This is a genomic window from Phytohabitans rumicis, assembly GCF_011764445.1.
Lineage (GTDB): Bacteria > Actinomycetota > Actinomycetes > Mycobacteriales > Micromonosporaceae > Phytohabitans > Phytohabitans rumicis.
The window spans coordinates 5,187,160-5,207,187 of sequence record NZ_BLPG01000001.1 but is presented as its reverse complement, the minus strand read 5'-3'; the positions used below and the strand labels follow the sequence as shown (position 1 = coordinate 5,207,187).

Here is a 20,028-nt window from a genome sequence, read left to right as displayed (position 1 = left end):
GATCATGACCCACTTCGACGTGGCGACCGCCGCGGTGCAGGCGGCGTTGGACGCCGGAGCCCGGTACGCCGACGCCCGCGTGATGCACCGCCGGTACGAGTCGATGTCCGCCCGCAACGGGGAAGTCGAGGAGCTGACGCAGAGCGAGGACGCCGGCATAGGCGTACGGGCGCTCGTCGGCGGAAGTTGGGGCTTCTACGCCGTACCCGATCTGTCGGACGCCGCGGCGCGCGCTGCCGGCGGCCGGGCCACGAAGACCGCGGCGGCCAGCGCGCGGGTGCCGGGGCCCGCCGCGGACCTCGTGCCGGTCGGCGCCGGGGCGGGTTCGTGGGCCTCGCCCTGCGAGGTCGACCCGCTGTCGGTGCCGCTGTCGGACAAGGGTGACCTGCTGGTGCACCTGACGAAGACGATGCGCGAGCACGGCGCCGACGTCGCCGAGGGCATGTACCAGATCTGGGACACCGAGAAGTGGTTCGTGTCCAGCGAGGGCCACCGGATCGACCAGCACATCCGGGAGTGTGGTGGCGGCATCTCCTCGACCGCGATCGGCGACGGCGAGGTGCAGCGGCGCAGCTATCCGGCCCACCGCGGGCAGTACGGCACCCGGGGCTGGGAGCTGGTCGAGGCGCTGGACCTGGGCGCGCACGCGGCCCGTACTGCGCAGGAGGCGCGCGCGCTGCTCACCGCGCCGCTGTGCCCGGCCGGGGAGACCACGCTGATCCTCGGTGGCGAGCAGATGGCGCTGCAGATCCACGAGTCGGTCGGGCACGCGATCGAGCTGGACCGGATCCTCGGTTGGGAGGCCGCGTTCGCCGGCACCTCCTGGCTGGACCTCGACCAGCTCGGCAGCCTCCACTATGGATCCAAGCTGATGAACATCACCATCGACCCGACGATCCCGGGCGCGCTGGGCAGCTTCGGCTTCGACGACGAGGGTACGCCGGCGGCGCGGCGCGACGCGGTGCGCGAGGGCCGCTGGGTGGGGGTGCTCGCGGGGCGCGACTCCGCCACCGTCGCCGGCCTCGACTACGCCGGCAGCGTCCGCGCCGACGGCTGGGCGCGGCTGCCGATGGTACGGATGACGAACGTCGGTCTGGAGCCCGGACCGCACACGCTCGACGAGATGATCGCCGCGACCGACGACGGCATCTTCATGGACACCAACCGGTCCTGGTCGATCGACGACAAGCGGCTGAACTTCCAGTTCGGCACCGAGATCGCCTGGGAGATCAAGAACGGCCGGCAGGGGCGGATGCTGCGCAACCCGACGTACACCGGGATCGGGCCCACCTTCTGGCGCTCGATGGACATGCTGTCCTCCGAGATCGTCTCGTGGGGCACGCCGAACTGCGGCAAGGGTCAGCCCGGCCAGGTCGGCCACACCGGGCATCCGGCAGCGCCGGCCCGGTTCCAGGGGGTACGAGTAGGGGTGCGGGGATGAGTCTGGAACTGGCCACTCGGGTGCTGGGCTACGTGGGGCCGGGCGTCGAGGCGGAGGTCTTCGTCGGCCACACCGCGCTGGCGCTGACCCGCTTCGCCAACTCGTTCATCCACCAGAACGTCGCCGACGCCACCACCGCCGTACGGCTGCGCCTGCACGCCGACGGGCGCACCGCGACCGGCTCGACCACGGTGACCACCGACGAGGGCCTGCGCGGGCTGGTGGCCCGGACGCTTGCGGCGGCCCGGCTGCTGCCGCCCGACCCGGGCTGGTCCGGACTGGCGCCGCCCGCGCCGCTGGCCGGCGAGGGCAACTGGGACGAGGCCACCGCGCAAGCCGCGCCGGACGCGCGGGCGGATCAGGTACGGGCGTTCGTGGACGCCGCCGGCGGGCTGGAGACGGCCGGGTACTGCCGGACGCTGCACTGGTCCGGGGCGTTCGCCAACTCGGCCGGGCAGGCGATCAGCGGCCACACCGCCGAGGTCGCCATGGACGGCATCGCCCGGCTGGACGGCGCCGACGGGGTGGCCCGGATGGCGACCGGCCGGCTCTCCGAAGTGGACGGTGCGGTCCTCGGTGCCCGGGCGGCGGCGAAGGCCCGGGCCAGCGCCGGCGCGGTGGAACTGCCGCCGGGACGGTACGAGGTGGTGCTGGAGGCTCCGGCGGTGGCCGACCTGCTCGGCAACTTCGCGCTGTACGGCTTCAACGGCAAGGCGTACAACGAGCGGCAGTCGTTCGCGGAGCCGGGTGCGGAGCAGTTCGACGCGGCGGTGACGCTCGTCGACGACACGCTGGGGGTCACCGGCATCGGGCTGCCGTTCGACGCGGAGGGTACGCCGAAGAGCCGGGTGACCCTCGTGGACGCGGGCGTGACCGCCGCGCTGGCGCACGACCGCCGTACGGCGGCCGAGGCCGGTGCCCGGTCGACCGGGCACGCCGTGCCGGGTGGCGGGGCGTTCGGCGCGCTGCCGACCGCCGTACGGCTGGAGCCCGTCGCCGCCGGCGCCGAGGCGGCAGCGGGTGCGGTGGTCGATCCGGCGGCCGCCGCGCTGGTGGCCGGGGTCGAACGCGGGCTGCTCGTCACCGACCTCTGGTACACCCGGGTGCTCGACCCCAAGAGCCTGGTGGTGACCGGCCTGACCCGCAACGGCGTGTGGCTGATCGAGGACGGCGAGATCACCACGCCGGTGCGGAACTTCCGGTTCACCCAGTCGTACCCGCAGGCGCTGGCGCCCGGTGCGGTGCTGGGCGTGGGCGCCCGGACCACGACGCTGCCGGACAGCTGGGGCATGTCGTGGTGCACCACGCCCGCGCTGCGCCTGGCGTCCTGGAACTTCACCGGCGGCGCCTCCGGCTGAGATGCAAGGAAGGGCACCTTGTTATCGCTTTTTGCATAACAAGGGGCCCCTCCTAACACGTGGCGTGGCGGTGCTTGACTAGCGGTGTGACGGACGACGACGCGCCCACCTCCGCGGAGACGCCCCCGGCCAAGGCCGCCCCTCCCAGCAAGCGGCGGCGGTACTTCGCCATCTTCGGCGGGGCGGCCGCGCTGCTGGTCGTCGCGGTCTGCGTCGGCGGGATCGCGCTGATCAACGCGGTCGACGGCGTGGTCGACCGCGCCGAGGACAACGAGCGCGGGGTGGCCCGCACCGACTCCGCCTGCCTGGAACTGGAGCGGCGGCTCAACCGGCTCACGCCGCCCGGTGCCGCCGCCGACGCGCGCGCCCGGGCCACCGCCGTACGCAACGAGAACGCGGCGGTCCGGCCCTTCCTCACCGAACTGGACCAGCTCCCCGGCGACCGGGACGAGCACCGCCGGGACTGGATCGAGGCGTGGCGGCAGCTCGTCGACGCGCGCACCGCGTACGCCGACGCGCTGGACCGGCAGGCGGGCGGCGGCGAGCCGGCGTTCTTCGTCGCGCCGCAGGGTCAGCGCGGCAAGCCGGTCGTGGAACGCCTGGTGGACGCGGGTCCGGACTCGTGCGACGGCTCGGTACGCCGGCTGGCCGGCCCGGACCTGTAGACCTGTGTCGTACTGCACATCGGCCCGGGTTCCGTAACCGGGTTGACACAGGAAAGACTCCCTTGCGCGGCGCCGATCACTCGCGGCGTAACGTGTAGCACCGAAACCGCGCGGATGCGCCGTTAGGGAGACATAAAGACATGACGACTACGGCAACGAGGCCGGGGCGATCGCGCCCGCGCGCCGCGATCGCGGCGAAGACGCTACGCACCGACCGATGGTGGCTGGCTCCACTCGTCACCTTCGTCGGGCTGGGTGCGTGGGTCAGCTACGCGACGGTCCGGGTGTTCATGCACGACTTCTACTGGGTCGACAAGTATCACTACCTGACCCCGTTCTATTCGCCGTGCATCACCGACCGGTGCATCCCGGAGGCTTCCCACTTCGGCACCTTCCTGCCGGGCTGGTGGATCGTCCCGGAGGCGGCGCTCAGCCTCCCATTCCTGCTGCTGTTCCGGTTGACCTGCTACTACTACCGCAAGGCGTACTACCGGTCCTTCTGGATGTCGCCGCCGGCGTGCGCGGTGCCGGACGGGCACAAGACCTACAGCGGCGAGACGCGGTTTCCCCTCATCTTCCAGAACGCCCACCGGTACGCCTTCTACGCGGCCGGCGTCATCTCGCTCATCAACACGTACGACGCGGTCCTCGCGTTCCACAGCCCCGACGGCTTCGGCTTCGGGCTGGGCAACGTGATCCTGGTCGGCAACGTGGTGATGCTCTGGGCGTACACGCTGTCCTGCCACTCCTGCCGGCACATCGCCGGTGGCCGGCTCAAGCACTTCTCCAAGCACCCGCTGCGCTACCGCTTCTGGACGTTCGTGTCCAAGCTGAACGTCCGGCACATGGCGCTCGCGTGGATCACGCTCGGCACCCTGGCCCTGACCGACTTCTACATCATGGCCCTGTCGGCTGGCTGGTTCGCCGACCTGCGGTTCATCAACTGAGGCGCCCGACATGACAACGAGAATCGAACGACACCACTACGACGTCGTCGTCATCGGCGCCGGCGGGGCCGGGCTGCGCGCGGCGATCGAGGCCCGGCTGGCCGGCAAGAAGACGGCGATCATCTCCAAGTCCCTCTTCGGCAAGGCCCACACGGTCATGGCCGAGGGCGGCGCGGCGGCAGCCATGGGCAACGCCAACAGCCGCGACAACTGGATGGTGCACTTCCGGGACACCATGCGCGGCGGGAAGTTCCTGAACAACTACCGCATGGCCGAGCTGCACGCGAAGGAGTCGCCGAGCCGGATCTGGGAGCTGGAGACGTACGGCGCGCTGTTCGACCGTACGAAGGACGGCAAGATCTCCCAGCGGAACTTCGGCGGCCACGAGTACCCGCGGCTGGCGCACGTCGGCGACCGCACCGGCCTGGAGCTGATCCGCACGCTGCAGCAGAAGATCGTGTCGCTGCAGCAGGAGGACTTCGCGGAGACCGGCAGCTACGACTCCCGGATCCGGGTGTTCGCCGAGACCACGATCACCGAGCTGCTGCTGGACGGCGACCGGGTCGCCGGGGCGTTCGGCTACTACCGCGAGTCCGGCGAGTTCGTGCTCTTCGACGCGCCCGCGATCGTCCTCGCCACGGGCGGGGTCGGCCGGTCCTACAAGGTCACGTCGAACTCCTGGGAGTACACCGGCGACGGCCACGCGCTCGCCCTCCGGGCCGGCGCCACGCTGATCAACATGGAGTTCCTCCAGTTCCACCCGACCGGCATGGTCTGGCCGCCCTCGGTGAAGGGCATCCTGGTCACCGAGTCGGTCCGCGGCGACGGCGGAGTCCTGAAGAACTCCGAGGGCAAGCGGTTCATGTTCAACTACGTCCCCGACGTCTTCCGCAAGCAGTACGCGGAGACCGAGGAGGAGGCGGACCGCTGGTACACCGACCCGGACAACAACCGGCGCCCGCCCGAGCTGCTGCCCCGTGACGAGGTGGCCCGCGCCATCAACAGCGAGGTCAAGGCCGGCCGGGGCTCCCCCGCCGGCGGCGTCTTCCTGGACGTGTCGACCCGGCTGCCGGCCGCCGAGATCACCAAGCGGCTGCCGTCGATGTACCACCAGTTCAAGGAGCTGGCCGGCGTCGACATCACCAAGGAGCCGATGGAGGTCGGGCCCACCTGCCACTACGTGATGGGCGGCGTCGAGGTCGACCCGGACACCGCCGCCGCGGCGGGCACCGTGCAGGGCCTCTTCGCGGCCGGCGAGGTGTCCGGCGGCATGCACGGGTCCAACCGGCTGGGCGGCAACTCGTTGAGCGACCTGCTGGTGTTCGGCAAGCGGGCCGGCGAGCACGCGGCGGCGTACACGGATGCGCTGTCCGCCCGCCCGAAGATCGCGACGGGCGACGTGGAGGCCGCAGTGGAGGCGGCGCTGGCGCCGCTGGAGCGCGACGGCGGCGAGAACCCCTACACGCTGCAGCAGGACCTGCAGGCGGTGATGGGCGACCTGGTCGGCATCATCCGGCGCAAGGGCGAGCTGGAAGAGTCCCTCATCCGCCTCGCCGAGCTGCGCGAGCGCGTGGGCAAGGTCAGCTCGGCCGGCGGTCGGCGCTACAACCCCGGCTGGCACCTGGCCATCGACCTGCGCAACATGCTCGTCGTCTCGGAGTGCACCGCCCGCGCGGCGCTGGAGCGGGAGGAGTCGCGCGGTGGCCACACCCGCGAGGACTTCCCGGCCATGCGGCCAGACTGGCGCCAGGTCAACCTGGTCTGCTCGCTCGACGGCGACAAGGTACGGCTTGAGCACAAGCCGCTGCCGAAGATGCGGCCGGAGCTGCTCGCGCTCTTCGACCGGACCGAACTGGGCAAGTACCTGACCGAAGAAGAGCTCGGGGAGATCGACTGATGGGCGCCAAGCGTCAATTCAAGGTCTGGCGGGGTGACGAGACCGGCGGCGACCTGCAGGACTACCAGGTCGAGGTCAACGAGGGCGAGGTGGTCCTCGACGTCATCCACCGGCTCCAGGCCACCGAGGCGCCCGATCTGGCCTGCCGCTGGAACTGCAAGGCCGGCAAGTGCGGCTCCTGCTCGATGGAGATCAACGGCATGCCCCGCCTGGGCTGCATGACCCGGATGTCCTCCTTCGAGGAGAACGAGACGGTCACCGTCACGCCGCTGCGGGCGTTCCCGGTGATCCGTGACCTGGTCACGGACGTGTCCTTCAACTACGAGAAGGCGCGCCAGACGCCGTCGTTCGCCCCGCCCGCCGGGGTGGCGCCGGGCGAGTACCGGATGCAGCAGGTCGACGTCGAGCGCTCGCAGGAGTTCCGCAAGTGCATCGAGTGCTTCCTCTGCCAGAACACCTGCCACGTGGTCCGCGACCACGAGGAGAACAAGAAGGCGTTCGCCGGGCCGCGCTTCTTCATCCGGGCGGCCGAGCTGGACATGCACCCGCTCGACGCGCGGGAGGACCGCAAGGAGTACGCCCAGGCGTCCATGGGCATGGGGTACTGCAACATCACCAAGTGCTGCACCGAGGTGTGCCCCGAGCACATCAAGATCACTGACAATGCGATCATTCCCATGAAGGAACGCGTCGTCGACCGCCGGTACGACCCGCTCGTCTGGCTCGGCCGGAAGATCTTCCGCCGGGACCAGATCGAGGCGGGCACCCCCGGGGTCGACGCAGTCAGCAAGGAGCACGAAGTGGGGCAGGGCGTCAACTGGCACCGGGAAGTGCCGCAGCCGCAGACCGCGGCGGTCGGCGACGACGGCAGGTTGCCGATCAGCGAAATCACGTTCGACAAGGCCGGTGGGCCGTCGCCGTTCGGCGACGACCTGACGTTCCCGCTGCCCCCGAGGGCCTGAACTACGCCCACCCCGAGCGCGACTAAACCACCTCTTCGTGATCAGGGCGTCCCTCACGTCGTTCCAGCGACTTGAGGGACGCCCTGATCACGGTTGGGGGCCACGCGCCCGGAGATCGACGGGTATCGTCGCCGGGTGCGTCGAATCCGCGTCATCATCACCGCCCTCAGCGCGCTGAGCGCTGCTGGCGCGGTCGCCGCGGCCACGCAGGTCACCTCCCTGGCGCCGCCCGACCGCACCGAGATCTGCGGCGGCACGGGCAGTGCGACCGCCGGGCGGTACGCCGTGATGAACAACGTCTGGGGCGCGACGACCGCCCAGTGCCTCACCGTCGACGACGAGACCGGCGCGTTCGAGGTGTCCAGCGCCGACCACGGCAACGAGGCCAACGTCGCGGCGTACCCGATGATCTACGCCGGCTGCCACTGGGGCCGCTGTACGGCGGACAGCGGCATGCCCGTACGCGTCGACCGGATCCGCCGGGCCACCAGCGACTGGACGTTCGGGCGCGAGGGCGTCAGCGGCGCCTGGGACGCGACGTACGACCTGTGGTTCCACACCACCGCCGACGTCGACCGCAGCCCCGACGGCGCCGAGCTGATGATCTGGCTGGACCACACCGGCGCCGCGGACCCGGGCGGCACGGTGGTCGCCAGGGACGTCGCGATCGCGGGTGCGACCTGGGACGTCTGGTACGCCCGCTGGGCCTGGCACCACGTCGCGTACGTCCGGACCAGCCCGACCTCGTCCGTGCGCGGCCTCGACCTGCACGCGTTCATCCGGGAGGCCGTCGGGCGGGGCTACGTCGACGACCGGTGGCACCTGTCCGGCGTCGAGGCCGGCTTCGAGCTGCGCCGGGGTGGGGTGGGGCTCAGGTCGGAGGAGTTCTCGGTGACGGTGGAGTCAGCAGGAGCGGGCCGAGGGCCGTGACGATCGGGGCGTCGGCGGGCAGCCACTGGACGCTGTCGAGCTGGTCCGCGGCGAGCCAGCGCAGCTCGGCGTGTTCGAGTGCCTGGGGCTGCTCGCCGTCGAGGAGCCGCGCGGCAAACACCCGCAGCACCGCGCGCCCGTGCCCGAGCAGGACGTCCCCGCCGACCCGGTCGCCGACCGCGACCCGTACGCCCAACTCCTCCTCGCACTCCCGGATCAGGGCCTCGACGTCGGTCTCGCCCGGCTCGACCTTCCCGCCGGGAAACTCCCACATTCCAGCCATCTCGGGTGGATCAGCTCGCGCACATGCCAAAACCCGTCCCTCTACGATGATCGCGGCACCGACGATGATCCTTTGGTTAATCCGTTCGGACTGCACGGCCGACCAGCCTTCCAGATCAAGAAAGAATTCGGGTGCCGGAGCCGTCCTGTAGGGCACCAGAAGACGGAAATGTGGGCGTGGACACACCAGCCGGTTAGCGGCAAGACTGGGGGCACCGTACGGTGACGAGATGGCGACGATTTGGCCACAAGCCGGCAACGACGCCTTGGAGGTGTGGCATATGCGTGCTCTGTGGGGAAGCAGGGCCGGTCGTGACTACCTCAGCGATGCCCTGACCCTGCTGGCTGGCTGGACCCGGGAGGGTCGGCAGATCAAGCGCACGCTGGTAATCGATGATTCACAACACGCTGCACTCACCGAGCGTATCAAGGTGGTTGCCGATGCGTTACACCTGCAACCGGAGATCCGCCGCCTCGACGGGCGCACCCAGATCCGGCTCAGCCCCCGCGATGGCGACACGATCACCGAGGGCGAAGTGACGCTCGCCGCGCGCATCGAGGACGCGTACCGCACGGTCACCAGCGCCGGGTAACCGGCCGCAAGCTAGACGTTGAAGCGGAACTCCACGACGTCGCCGTCCTGCATGACGTACTCCTTGCCCTCCATGCGCACCCGGCCCGCCGCCTTGGCCGCGGCCATCGCCCCGGCCGCGAACAGGTCGTCGTAGGAGACGATCTCGGCCTTGATGAACCCGCGCTGGAAGTCGGAGTGGATCACACCGGCGGCCTCGGGGGCGGTCGCTCCGACCGGGATCGTCCAGGCCCGCGCCTCCTTCGGCCCCGCCGTGAGGTACGTCTGCAGCCCGAGCGTGCGGAACCCGACCCGGATGAGCTGGTACAGCCCGGGTTCCGGCTGACCGATCGACTCCAGCAGCTCGCGGGCCTCGTCCTCGGGCAGGTCGATCAGCTCGGACTCCACCTTGGCGTCCATGAAGACCGCCTCGGCGGGCGCCACGAGGGCGCGCAGCTCGTCCAGGAACGCGGCGTTCGCCAGTTCCTCCTCGTCGACGTTGAAAACGTACAGGAACGGCTTGCCGGTGAGCAGGTGCAGCTCGCGCAGGTCGGCCACGTCGATGCCGGCGGCCTTCGCGCCGGCGTAGAGCGTGGTGCCCTCGTTCAGCAGCTTGGCCGCGGCCGCCGCGGCGGCGGCGACGGGCGCCCGGTCCTTGCGGAGCTTGGCCTCCTTCTCCAGCCGGGGCAGCGCCTTGTCCAGCGTCTGCAGGTCGGCCAGGAGCAGCTCGGTGTTGATCGTCTCGATGTCGTCGGCCGGCGAGACCTTGCCGTCGACGTGTACGACGTTCGGGTCGGAGAACGCGCGGACGACCTGGCAGATGGCGCTCGCGTCGCGGATGTTGGCGAGGAACGCGTTGCCCCGGCCCTGGCCCTTGGAGGCGCCCCGGACCAGCCCGGCGATGTCCACGAACGACACCGGCGCGTGGATGACCTTCTGCGAGTCGAAGATCTCGGCGAGCTTGTCCAGCCGCGGGTCGGGCAGGCCGACGACGCCGACGTTGGGCTCGATCGTCGCGAACGGGTAGTTCGCCGCGAGCACGTCATTTTTGGTCAGCGCGTTGAAGAGCGTGCTTTTGCCGACGTTGGGCAGGCCGACGATGCCGATGGTGAGACTCACGAGCCGCCAGTCTACGCGGGCGTTCTGGACCGGACGATGGCACGGTCATGTCCGAAAACCGCGAGCAATCGAGGTGGGCGCGGGGCACGATCGATGGCGTGGAACTGGATTTCGAACGGTGTTACCGGGCCGTCGACAGCCGAGACTCGCGGTTCGACGGGTGGTTCTTCACCGCTGTCACGTCGACCGGCATCTACTGCCGGCCGTCGTGCCCCGCCGTCACGCCGAAGGCGGAGAACGTGCGGTTCTACCCGTCCGCCGCGGCGGCGCAGCGGGCCGGGTTCCGGGCCTGCCGGCGGTGCCGCCCCGACGCGGCCCCCGGCTCACCGGAGTGGGACGTACGCGCCGACGTCGTGGGCCGCGCGATGCGGCTCATCGGCGACGGCGTCGTCGACCGCGACGGAGTCCCCGGGCTCGCCAGTCGGCTCGGCTACACCGAGCGCCACCTGCACCGCATGCTCACCGCCGAGCTGGGCGCGGGCCCGCTCGCGCTCGCCCGGGCGCAGCGGGCCCAGACCGCGCGCATCCTGATCGAGACGACCGAGCTGGGCCTCGCGGAGATCGCGTTCGCGGCCGGGTTCGGCAGCGTGCGGCAGTTCAACGACACGATCCGCGAGATCTTCGGGTCGGCGCCGTCCGAGCTGCGTAAGCCGAGCCGGAAGCGGCACGCCGAGCCGGGGGCGATCAATCTGCGCCTGGCGTACCGGCCGCCGCTGCACGCCGAGTCGCTGCTGGAGTTCCTGGCGCTGCGGGCGATCCCGGGCGTCGAGGAGGCGGACGGCGGGACGTACCGGCGGGCGCTGCGGTTGCCGCACGGCGCGGCAACCGTCGTGCTGACGCCCATGCCGGAGTACGTCGCCGCGAGCCTGCGCCTGTCCGACGTACGCGACCTGGCCCCCGCCGTCGCCCGCTGCCGCCGCCTGCTGGACCTCGACGCCGACCCGGTCGCGGTGGACGCCGCCCTGTCCGAGGACGATGCCCTGGCGGCCGTGGTGGCGAAGGAACCGGGCGTCCGCGTCCCGAGGTCGGTGGACGGCTGGGAAATGGCCGTCCGCGCGATCGTCGGCCAGCAGATCTCCGTCCCCGCGGCGCGCAAGGTCCTCCACCACCTGGTTGATCATGAAGTTATCCCCCCGGAGAGCGCCTCCACGGAGCGACAGGTTCATGATCAACAGCTGCGGGCGTTCCCGAGCGCGGCCGAGGTGGCGGGGATGGCGGATGGCGCGTTCCGGATGCCCGGCGCGCGGCGAGGCACCATCCGGGCGCTGGCCACCGCGGTGGCCTCCGGCGAGTTGGGCCTCGACCCTGGCGTGGATCGGGACGACGCGGTCGCGAAGCTCATGGCCGTCCCCGGGATCGGGGCCTGGACGGCCAGCTATGTGGCCATGCGGGCGATCGGCGACCCGGACGCCTTCCTCCCCACCGACCTGGGCGTACGCCGGGGCGCGAAGGCGCTCGGCCTGCCCGACCAACCGAAGGCGCTCGACGCGCACGCGGCCCAGTGGGCGCCGTGGCGGTCGTACGCCCTGATCAGACTCTGGAGAGCAGCGTGAACAGCGCGACCATCGAGACACCCATCGGCCCCTTCACGGTCATCGCGAGCGACGAGAACGCCGTGCGCGCCGCCGGCTTCACCACCGATGTGGGGCGGCTGCTGGCCCTCGTACACCCGGAGCTGCGGGCGGAACCGCGACCGCGACCGGACCTCGGGCCCGTCACCGCCGCGTTGCTGTCCTATCTGGACGGTGACCTGGCGGCGATCGATGACGTGGCGGTCGAGCAGCGCACCGGCGGGCCCTTCCTCGCGCACGCCTGGGAGACGCTCCGGCAGGTCAAGCCCGGCCATCCGGTGACCTACACGGGCTTCGCCGAGCTGGCCGGCCGGCCCACCGCCACCCGGGCGGCCGCCAGCGCCTGCGCGCGCAACGCGGTGGCGCTGTTCGTGCCGTGCCACCGCGTGGTGGGCACGGACGGGACGCTGCGCGGTTACCGGTGGGGCCTGAGCACCAAGAAGTGGCTTCTGGCACACGAGGGGACAACTAGCTCGTAAACGTCGGACGTAACGGTTACCGTCACTGTGTGCACTATGACGGTTACCGACGCCATCCAGTGCACAATTTGTGGCGCATCCGCCGTTATGTCCGGCCTTATCTCGCCCAGATGGTGTGGCTGGTGCTGGCGGCGTTCGCGGCGACCGGCGCGAGCATAGCGGTCCCGCTGGTCGTCGCGCGGGTCGTCGACGGCCCGATCGCCGACCGCGACCCGGCCGGGCTCTTCGGCCTCGGCGCGCTCGCGGCGGTGTTCGGGCTCATCGAGGCCGGCCTCATCTTCATCCGGCGGTGGACCCAGGCGGCGTCCGCGGTCGGCATGGAGACCACGATCCGCAACGAGGTCTACGCCCACCTCCAGCGGCTGCAGATCGGCTTCCACGACCAGTGGCAGTCCGGCCAGTTGCTGTCCCGGGTGACGGCCGACCTGTCGGTGATCCGGCGGTTCCTGTCGTTCGGGCTGGTGTTCCTGATCGTCAACACCGCCACATACCTCACCGTCGTCGCACTCCTGATCCACCTGCGCTGGCCGCTCGGGCTGCTCGTGGCGGCCAGCGCGCTCCCGCTCTTCGTGATGAGCCGGCGCTTCTCCCGGGCCTACATCGCCGCCTCCCGGCGCATGCAGGACGAGCTGGGCGACGTCGCCACCCTCGTGGAGGAGTCGGCGCAAGGGCTGCGCACCATCAAGGCGTTCGGGCGCCGGCCGTACATGGCGTCCCGGTTCGGCCGGGAGGCGCGGCAGCTGCATGACACCGCGATCGGCAAGGGCCGCCTGCTCGCGCTCAGCTCGGCCCGCTTCGACCTGGTGCCCAACCTGACGCTCGCGGTCGTGCTGGTCGCCGGCTCGGTCGCGGTCGCCCAGGGCCACATGACGCTCGGCGAGCTGGTCGCGTTCGTGTCGCTGCAGCTCATGCTGATCTGGCCGATCGAGTCGCTGGGCTGGATCATCGCGAACGCCCAGGAGGCGATGACCGCCGCCGACCGCATCTACGAGGTGCTCGACACCCCGCCGTCCATCGTGGACAGACCGGGAGCGGCCGCCGTGGCCGAGGCCCGCGGCCACGTGCGGTTCGAGGGCGTGTCCTTCACCTACCCGGGTACGACGACGCCGGTGCTGCGCCGCGTCGACCTGGACGTGCGACCGGGCGAGACCCTCGCCATCGTCGGCACCACCGGCTCCGGCAAGACGAGCCTGGTCTCGCTGATGCCCCGCCTCTACGACGTGACCACCGGACGGATCACGATCGACGGGCACGACATCCGCGACATCAGGCTCAGTTCGCTGCGCCGGCTCGTGGGCATGGCGTTCGAGGAGCCGACGCTCTTTTCCATGTCGGTACGGGAAAACCTCACCCTCGGCCGGCAGGAAACCACCGACGACGAGATCAACGAGGCGCTCCGGGTGGCGCAGGCCGACTTCGTCGACGAGCTGCCGTGGCGGCTGGAAACCCGGATCGGCGAGCAGGGACTGTCGCTGAGCGGCGGGCAGCGGCAGCGGCTGGCCCTGGCCCGCGCGGTCATCGGGCAGCCGCGGGTGCTCGTCCTGGACGATCCGCTGTCCGCGCTCGACGTGCACACCGAGGCGCTCGTCGAGGAGGCGCTGGCCCGGGTGCTGCGCGGCACCACCGCGCTGCTCGTCGTGCACCGACCGTCCACAGTGGCTCTTGCCGACCGGGTCGCGCTGCTGGCCGACGGCGAGATCGCGGCCGTGGGCACCCACTCCGAGCTGATGAGCAGCGTGCCGGCATACCGAGCGGCGCTGTCCGCCGAGGCGGATGATGTCGTCAGCCGATAGCTGGCGGGGCCGGGCGGCCGACGAGGCAGCCGATCAGACCATCGCCGAGACGGGTTCCGCCGTCCGCCTGCGCGCCCGCAGCCGGGTGCTGCTCGCCTCGCTGATCCGGCCGCACCGCAAGCCGCTCGCGTTCGCCATCGGGCTGCTGCTGTTGCAGAACGTCGCCGGCATGGCCGGGCCGTACCTGGTCATGCTCGGCATCGACAAGGGCATCCCGCCGCTGCACGACGACGACAACGCCGGCCCGCTGGTCGCGATCGCCGCCGCGTTCCTGGCCGCCGCGATCGCCGAATACCTCGGCAAGCGCGGTTTTCTCATCCTGTCCGCGCGGATCGGCCAGGCCGTCCTGCTCGACCTGCGCCAGCGGGTGTACGACCACTTCCAGCGCCTCTCGATCGGCTTCCACGAGCGATACACCTCCGGCCGGGTGGTGGCCCGGCTGACCAGCGACATGGACTCCATCGCCGAGCTCGTCGACGGCGGCATCGACGACCTGGTGCTGGCCGGGCTGTCCGTGCTGTCGGTGGCCGGCATCCTGCTCTGGCTCGACGCGCCGCTGGCCGCCGTCACGCTGCTCGCGTTCCCGTTCCTGCTGCTGCTGTCCCGCTGGTTCGCGCGCGCCTCGGCCCGCGCCTACCGCCGCACCCGCGAGGCCGTCGCGCTGGTGATCGTCCACTTCGTCGAGTCCCTGGGCGGCATCCGGGCCGTGCAGGCGTTCCGCCGGGAGCCGCGCAACCAGCACATCTTCGAGCACCTCAACGACGACTACCGCCGGGCCAACGTGCGCGCGTTCCGGCTCATCGCCACGTACTCCCCCGGCATCAAGGTGATCGGCAACCTCTCCATCGCGCTCGTCCTGACGTACGGCGGCTGGCAGGTGCTGAACGGGCACACCGAAATCGGCGTGCTCGCCGCGTTCCTGCTCTACCTGCGCCGGTTCTTCGAGCCGATGCAGGAGCTGAGCCAGTTCTACAACGCCCTGCAGTCCGCCACCGCCGCCCTGGAGAAGCTGTCCGGCGTACTCGATGAGCGGCCCGCCGTGCCCGAGCCCTCCTCGCCGGTGCCGCTGCCGGCGGGCGGTGGTGCCGTGTCGTTCGAGTGCGTCGCGTTTCACTACCGGGCCGACAAGCCGATCCTGCCGCCGCTCGACCTGCAGATCCCGGCCGGACAGACGGTCGCGCTGGTCGGCCCGACCGGCGCCGGCAAGTCGACCATCGCCAAGCTGCTCGCCCGCTTCTACGACCCCGTCGACGGCACCGTCACGCTCGACGGCGTCGACCTGCGCGAGGTCGCCGACCCCGACCTGCGCCGCGCCGTCGTGATGGTCACCCAGGAAAACCACCTATTCTCCGGCACCGTCGCCGACAACATCCGCTTCGGCCACCCCGGCGCCTCCGACGACGAGGTGGCCGAGGCCGCGCGCGCGATCGGCGCGCACGCCTTCATCGAGGCCCTGCCCCAGGGGTACGACACCGACGTACACCGCCGCGGCGGGCGCCTCTCCGCCGGGCAGCGCCAACTCGTCGCGTTCGCCCGCGCGTTCCTGGCCGACCCCACCGTGCTCATCCTCGACGAGGCCACGTCGTCGCTGGATGTGCCCAGCGAGCGGCTGGTACAGCGGGCGCTGCGCACCATCCTGCGCGAGCGCACCGCCCTGGTCATCGCCCATCGACTGTCCACAGTGGAGATCGCCGACCGGGTGCTCGTGCTGGAGGCCGGCCAGATCGTCGAGGACGGCTCACCCGAAGACCTGGTAGCCGGCGGCGGCCGCTACGCCGACCTGCACCGCCAATGGCGCGACTCCCTGGTATAGCGGATGCCGGCCACATGATCCGTACGTAGCATCGTCGGCATGATGGAGCTTCCCGAGCGCCCTTCCCTCGACGGGATCGAGGAGAGATGGGCCGCACGTTGGCAGGAGGAGGGCACGTACGCGTTCGATAGGTCTGCGAAGGACGTATTTTCGATCGACACTCCCCCGCCGACGGTATCGGGCGAGCTGCACATGGGGCACGTGTTCTCGTACACGCACACCGATATCGTGGCCCGCTTCCAGCGGATGCGCGGCAAGATGGTCTTCTATCCGATGGGCTGGGACGACAACGGGCTGCCCACCGAGCGCCGCGTGCAGAACGTGTACAAGGTGCGCTGCGACCCGTCCGTGCCGTACGACCCGGACTGGACGCCGTCCGGCGAGCCCGAGGTCATCTCCCGGCGCAACTTCGTCGAGCTGTGCGAGCGCCTGACCGTCGAGGACGAGCGGGCGTTCGAGGCGCTCTGGCGGCGGCTGGGCCTCTCGGTGGACTGGTCCCTGACGTACACGACGATTGGACGCCGCGCGCAGGCGGCGTCGCAGCGGGCCTTCCTGCGCAACCTGGCGCGGGGCGAGGCATATACCGCCGATGCGCCGACGCTGTGGGACGTGGGGTTCCAGACCGCGGTGGCCCAGGCCGAGTTGGAAGACCGGGAGCGGCCCGGGGCCTACCACCGGCTGCGCTTCGGCAGCCCGGAAGGCCCGGTCGAGATCGAGACCACCCGGCCCGAGCTGCTGCCGGCCTGTGTGGCGCTGGTCTGCCACCCCGCCGACTCCCGGTACGCCGGGCTGGTGGGCGGCACGGTCCGGACGCCGGTGTTCGGCGTGGACGTGCCCGTGCACGCGCACCCGCTCGCCGACCCGGACAAGGGCACCGGCATCGCGATGGTGTGTACGTTCGGCGATCTGGCCGACGTGACCTGGTGGCGGGAGCTGCAACTGGACACCCGCGTGGTGATCGGGCGGGACGGGCGGCTGCTGCCGGACCCGCCGGCGGGCGTGCCGGCCACGGTGTACGCGCCGCTGGCCGGGCTAACCGTCAAGGCCGCCCGGCGCGCTGTCATCGAGCTGCTCGGGGACGCCCTGGTGGGCGAGCCGCGGCCGATCACCCATCCGGTGAAGTTCTACGAGAACGGCGACCAGCCGCTGGAGATCGTCGGCACCCGGCAGTGGTATATCCGCAACGGTGGCCGGGACGCCGCACTGCGCGACGCCCTGCTGGCCCGCGGGCACGAGCTGCGCTGGGTGCCGGACCACATGCGCCACCGGTACGAGCACTGGGTGGCCGGGCTCACCGGCGACTGGCTGATCAGCCGGCAGCGCTTTTTCGGGGTGCCGATCCCTGTTTGGTACCGGCTCGACGACGCTGGCGAGCCGGACCACGACCACCCTCTCACACCCGCCGAGTCCCTACTACCGATTGACCCTTCTTCGGACATACCAGACGGATATGCGACCGAGGACCGGGATCGGCCGGGCGGTTTCACCGGCGACCCGGACGTCATGGACACCTGGGCGACTTCGTCGCTCTCCCCGCAGATCATCGGCGGCTGGGAGACCGATTCCGACCTGTTTGCCCGGGTGTTTCCGATGGATCTGCGTCCGCAGGGGCAGGAGATCATCCGTACCTGGCTCTTCTCCTCCGTGGTCCGCGCCCATCTGGAGCAGGGCGTGCTGCCCTGGCGGGTGACCGTGCAGTCCGGCTGGATCCTCGACCCGGACCGCAAGAAGATGTCCAAGTCCCGCGGAAACGTGGTGACCCCCATGGGGCTCCTGGAGGAGCACGGCTCGGACGCGGTCCGCTACTGGGCCGCGAACGGCCGGCCGGGCACCGACCTGGCGTTCGAGCCGAAGCAGATCAAGGTGGGCCGGCGGCTGGCCACGAAGCTGCTCAACGCGTCCAAGTTCGCGCTCGGGCTGGGCGCCGCGGACGCGCTGCGCGCGCCGGTCACCGAGCCGCTCGACCGCGCGATGCTCGCCGAACTGTCCAGCGTCCTACGCACCGCCACCACCGCCTTCGAGGGGTACGACCACACGGGTGCGCTGCAGGCGACGGAGGCGTTCTTCTGGACGTTCTGCGACGACTACATCGAGCTGGTCAAGGAGCGGGCATACGGGTCGGGCAGCCTGGCCTCGGGGCCGGCGGAGTCCGGAGCTTGGCGCGCAGCGACAAGCTCGGAGTCTGCCGGCCACCGGGGCCGAAGCGAGCGCAGCGAGCCATCCGGCAAAGCGGACTCGGCCCGAGCGGCCTTGGCGACCGCGCTGTCGGTGCAGTTGCGGCTGTTCGCGCCGTTCCTGCCGTACGTCACCGAGGAGATCTGGGCCTGGTGGCGGTACGGCTCGGTGCACCGCGCGCCGTGGCCGTCCCGGTACGAGCTGAACCCGGACGGCGACCCAGCCCTGCTCCGGGTGGCGAGCGCGGCGCTGACCCAGGTGCGCCGGGCCAAGTCCGAACGCCGGCTCTCGATGCGGGCCGACGTGCCGCTGGCCGAGGCGCTCGGCCCGGCGGCACAGCTCGACCAGCTGGCCCAGGTGGCGTCCGACTTCCGCGCCGCCGGGCGCATCGGGCGGCTGGACATGCTCCCCGACCGCACCCCCGAGCTGGTCATCGCCTGCGCGTTCTGAGTGGGCGCCCCGTCGTGTGCGGGGCGCCATCTCAGTACGGCCAGTCGCCGCGGAAGATGCGCAGGCCGATGAGGAAGACGAGCGCGGCCGGGAAGACCGCGAGCGCGATCGCCTGGACCCGGTACTCGATCCGGTGCCGGAGCAGCTCCAGGCCGTTCAGGACGATGATCACCGCGCCGGCCATCATGAAGCCGCCCCACCAGTTGGTCTCGCCGAAGTCGACGGCGTCCGCCTGCATGAGGAGGAAGGTCACGCCGAGCGCCGTACCGGCCAGGGCCAGGGTCGCGATCGTCCGGTGAAACGCGCGGGCCAGCGGGTGACCTGCGCGCCAGGCGTACGTGCCGGCCACGGCCACCGTCGGCAGGATGATCATCAGCGGCCAGCCCTTGTCCATCGCACCGAACATCAGCAGGGCACCGACCGTGAAGACGATCGCCCCCACCCACGCGATCAGGTAGCCGGTGAACGCCCGCCCACCACCGCGGGCGAGCAGTGGCGCGCCGGCCGCCGCGATGACCGCGCCGGGGATGAGCACGAAGCCGGCCCACCAGTGAAAGCGCCCGGTCGCCTGCGCGACCGTCGTCACCGTGGCGGCTCCCGCGGCGACCGCGGCAGCCGCCGTCCACCAGACGCGTGCCGGCCGTACCCCCACTGTCGTCTGTGTCTCTGCGCTCACGCTCACGACTCTGCCGCCCAGTGCGGCGAGTCACCATCCGGTTAGCCCTACTCTTCCCCTGGGGAAGGCTAGAAGTCTCCGCCGCCGAAGTCGCCACCGCCAAAGCCGGCGTCGCCCCCGAAGTCACCACCGCTGTAGTCACCGCCGCCGTCGCCGCCGGAGTCACCACCGCCGTCGCCACCACCGAAGTCGGCGCCGTCCTCGAAGCCCTCGGCGTAGCCGGAGTCGAAGCCGTACCCCGGGTCGGCGAAGGCCGGCGAGAAGAGCGCGTCGAAGATCAGCAGACCGCCGATCGCGCCCGCGGCGCCGGCCAGGGCCGGCTTCCACCAGGGCTGCGAGTACCAGCCGGCGGGCACCCTGCGCCCCTTCACCCGCCCGCCCGGGTAGTAGTACGGCGTATCGGTGCCGGGATTGGGCCCCGCCTTGAAGTGCTGGCCCTGCACGTCGACCTCGCGCTCCTTGGTGAGCTGCCCGGCGCCCTGCGCGGCGGCCAGCGGCGGGAGGTCGGGACCGGGGTCGAGGCCGAGCGCCACGCGGGCCGCGCGGGCGTACGCGAGCCCCTCCAGCGCGGTCTCCCGAGCCAGCGCGAACTGCCGCACCGTCCGGGCCTGTTCCAGCTGGCTGCCCGCGGCGGTGTACCGCTCGCCGGCGTCCACCAGCGACTGCTTCACGGCGGGTGCGTCGCCGTGCAGGTTCATGACCTGGCCGCCCAGCCGCTCGTACCACCGCTGCGCGTCGGCGCGGGCATCGGCCAGGTCCTGCGCCTGCCGCGCCGCACTCGTCCGCCGCCACCACAGCGCGCCGCCAACGAGCAGCGCCACGAGCAGGACCAGCAAAAACAGTTCCATGACTCAGACGGTACTCGCGCCGTTTCGTCGTACACGTTTGGCAAGCTCGCG

17 protein-coding genes are annotated in these 20,028 nt (G+C 71.2%); 13 read left to right on the top strand and 4 right to left on the bottom strand.

Annotated features, from left to right (window positions below; translation table 11 throughout):
* Positions 1-4 precede the first annotated feature (4 nt).
* The 7 genes from Prum_RS23575 (at position 5) to Prum_RS23545 (ending at position 8,200) form a co-directional block, all read left to right on the top strand.
* A complete protein-coding gene (locus Prum_RS23575; protein ID WP_173078474.1) occupies positions 5-1,441 on the top strand; it encodes a TldD/PmbA family protein in 1,437 nt (478 codons plus the stop codon).
* The gene (locus tag Prum_RS23570; RefSeq protein ID WP_173078473.1) at positions 1,438-2,799 is read left to right on the top strand and encodes a TldD/PmbA family protein; all 1,362 of its coding nucleotides are present in this window, start codon (positions 1,438-1,440) and stop codon (positions 2,797-2,799) included. Before Prum_RS23575 ends, Prum_RS23570 begins: the two co-directional genes overlap by 4 nt.
* An 86-nt stretch (positions 2,800-2,885) precedes the next feature.
* Complete coding sequence (locus Prum_RS23565) at positions 2,886-3,464, top strand: hypothetical protein (protein WP_173078472.1); 579 nt, start codon at positions 2,886-2,888, stop codon at positions 3,462-3,464.
* A gap of 140 nt (positions 3,465-3,604) precedes the next feature.
* Positions 3,605-4,411: a succinate dehydrogenase subunit SdhC gene (sdhC, locus tag Prum_RS23560; RefSeq protein ID WP_173078471.1), complete on the top strand. Its 807-nt coding sequence runs from the start codon at positions 3,605-3,607 to the stop codon at positions 4,409-4,411.
* A gap of 10 nt (positions 4,412-4,421) precedes the next feature.
* On the top strand, positions 4,422-6,308 hold the full coding sequence (locus tag Prum_RS23555) for a fumarate reductase/succinate dehydrogenase flavoprotein subunit (RefSeq protein ID WP_173078470.1): 1,887 nt from the start codon (positions 4,422-4,424) through the stop codon (positions 6,306-6,308).
* Positions 6,308-7,270 carry a succinate dehydrogenase/fumarate reductase iron-sulfur subunit gene (locus tag Prum_RS23550; protein ID WP_173078469.1) on the top strand — a complete coding sequence of 321 codons (963 nt, stop codon included), beginning with the start codon at positions 6,308-6,310 and terminating at the stop codon, positions 7,268-7,270. Before Prum_RS23555 ends, Prum_RS23550 begins: the two co-directional genes overlap by 1 nt.
* A gap of 135 nt (positions 7,271-7,405) precedes the next feature.
* Positions 7,406-8,200, top strand: coding sequence for a GH12 family glycosyl hydrolase domain-containing protein (locus Prum_RS23545; protein ID WP_173078468.1), 795 nt, complete (start codon positions 7,406-7,408; stop codon positions 8,198-8,200).
* Here Prum_RS23545 and Prum_RS23540 read toward each other — a convergent pair.
* Positions 8,142-8,552, bottom strand: coding sequence for a (deoxy)nucleoside triphosphate pyrophosphohydrolase (locus Prum_RS23540; RefSeq protein WP_173084083.1), 411 nt, complete (start codon positions 8,550-8,552; stop codon positions 8,142-8,144). The genes Prum_RS23545 and Prum_RS23540 overlap by 59 nt on opposite strands.
* Positions 8,553-8,754: 202 nt before the next feature.
* Here Prum_RS23540 and Prum_RS23535 point away from each other — a divergent pair, with 202 nt between their 5' ends.
* Positions 8,755-9,075, top strand: coding sequence for a 4a-hydroxytetrahydrobiopterin dehydratase (locus tag Prum_RS23535; RefSeq protein WP_371871382.1), 321 nt, complete (start codon positions 8,755-8,757; stop codon positions 9,073-9,075).
* Between the two features lie 11 nt (positions 9,076-9,086).
* Here Prum_RS23535 and ychF read toward each other — a convergent pair whose 3' ends face one another.
* A complete protein-coding gene (gene ychF / locus Prum_RS23530) occupies positions 9,087-10,172 on the bottom strand; it encodes a redox-regulated ATPase YchF (protein ID WP_173078467.1) in 1,086 nt (361 codons plus the stop codon).
* Between the two features lie 98 nt (positions 10,173-10,270).
* On the opposite strand from ychF, the gene Prum_RS23525 reads away from it, so the two are divergent.
* The 5 genes from Prum_RS23525 to valS all read left to right on the top strand — a co-directional run bounded on the left by Prum_RS23525 (position 10,271) and on the right by valS (position 18,453).
* Positions 10,271-11,725, top strand: a complete 1,455-nt coding sequence (locus Prum_RS23525; RefSeq protein ID WP_173078466.1) for a DNA-3-methyladenine glycosylase 2 family protein — start codon at positions 10,271-10,273, stop codon at positions 11,723-11,725.
* The gene (locus Prum_RS23520; protein WP_371871255.1) at positions 11,722-12,222 is read left to right on the top strand and encodes a methylated-DNA--[protein]-cysteine S-methyltransferase; all 501 of its coding nucleotides are present in this window, start codon (positions 11,722-11,724) and stop codon (positions 12,220-12,222) included. Before Prum_RS23525 ends, Prum_RS23520 begins: the two co-directional genes overlap by 4 nt.
* A 110-nt stretch (positions 12,223-12,332) precedes the next feature.
* Positions 12,333-14,015 carry an ABC transporter ATP-binding protein gene (locus Prum_RS23515; RefSeq protein ID WP_173078465.1) on the top strand — a complete coding sequence of 561 codons (1,683 nt, stop codon included), beginning with the start codon at positions 12,333-12,335 and terminating at the stop codon, positions 14,013-14,015.
* A complete protein-coding gene (locus Prum_RS23510) occupies positions 13,996-15,828 on the top strand; it encodes an ABC transporter ATP-binding protein (protein ID WP_173078464.1) in 1,833 nt (610 codons plus the stop codon). Before Prum_RS23515 ends, Prum_RS23510 begins: the two co-directional genes overlap by 20 nt.
* Before the next feature lie 39 nt (positions 15,829-15,867).
* Positions 15,868-18,453: a valine--tRNA ligase gene (gene valS, locus Prum_RS23505; protein WP_173078463.1), complete on the top strand. Its 2,586-nt coding sequence runs from the start codon at positions 15,868-15,870 to the stop codon at positions 18,451-18,453.
* Positions 18,454-18,484: 31 nt separating this feature from the next.
* Here the strand turns inward: valS and Prum_RS23500 are convergent, their stop codons facing one another.
* Both Prum_RS23500 and Prum_RS23495 read right to left on the bottom strand, forming a co-directional pair.
* Positions 18,485-19,129 carry a hypothetical protein gene (locus tag Prum_RS23500; RefSeq protein ID WP_173078462.1) on the bottom strand — a complete coding sequence of 215 codons (645 nt, stop codon included), beginning with the start codon at positions 19,127-19,129 and terminating at the stop codon, positions 18,485-18,487.
* Between the two features lie 68 nt (positions 19,130-19,197).
* Complete coding sequence (locus Prum_RS23495; RefSeq protein WP_173078461.1) at positions 19,198-19,977, bottom strand: hypothetical protein; 780 nt, start codon at positions 19,975-19,977, stop codon at positions 19,198-19,200.
* Positions 19,978-20,028: the final 51 nt, after the last annotated feature.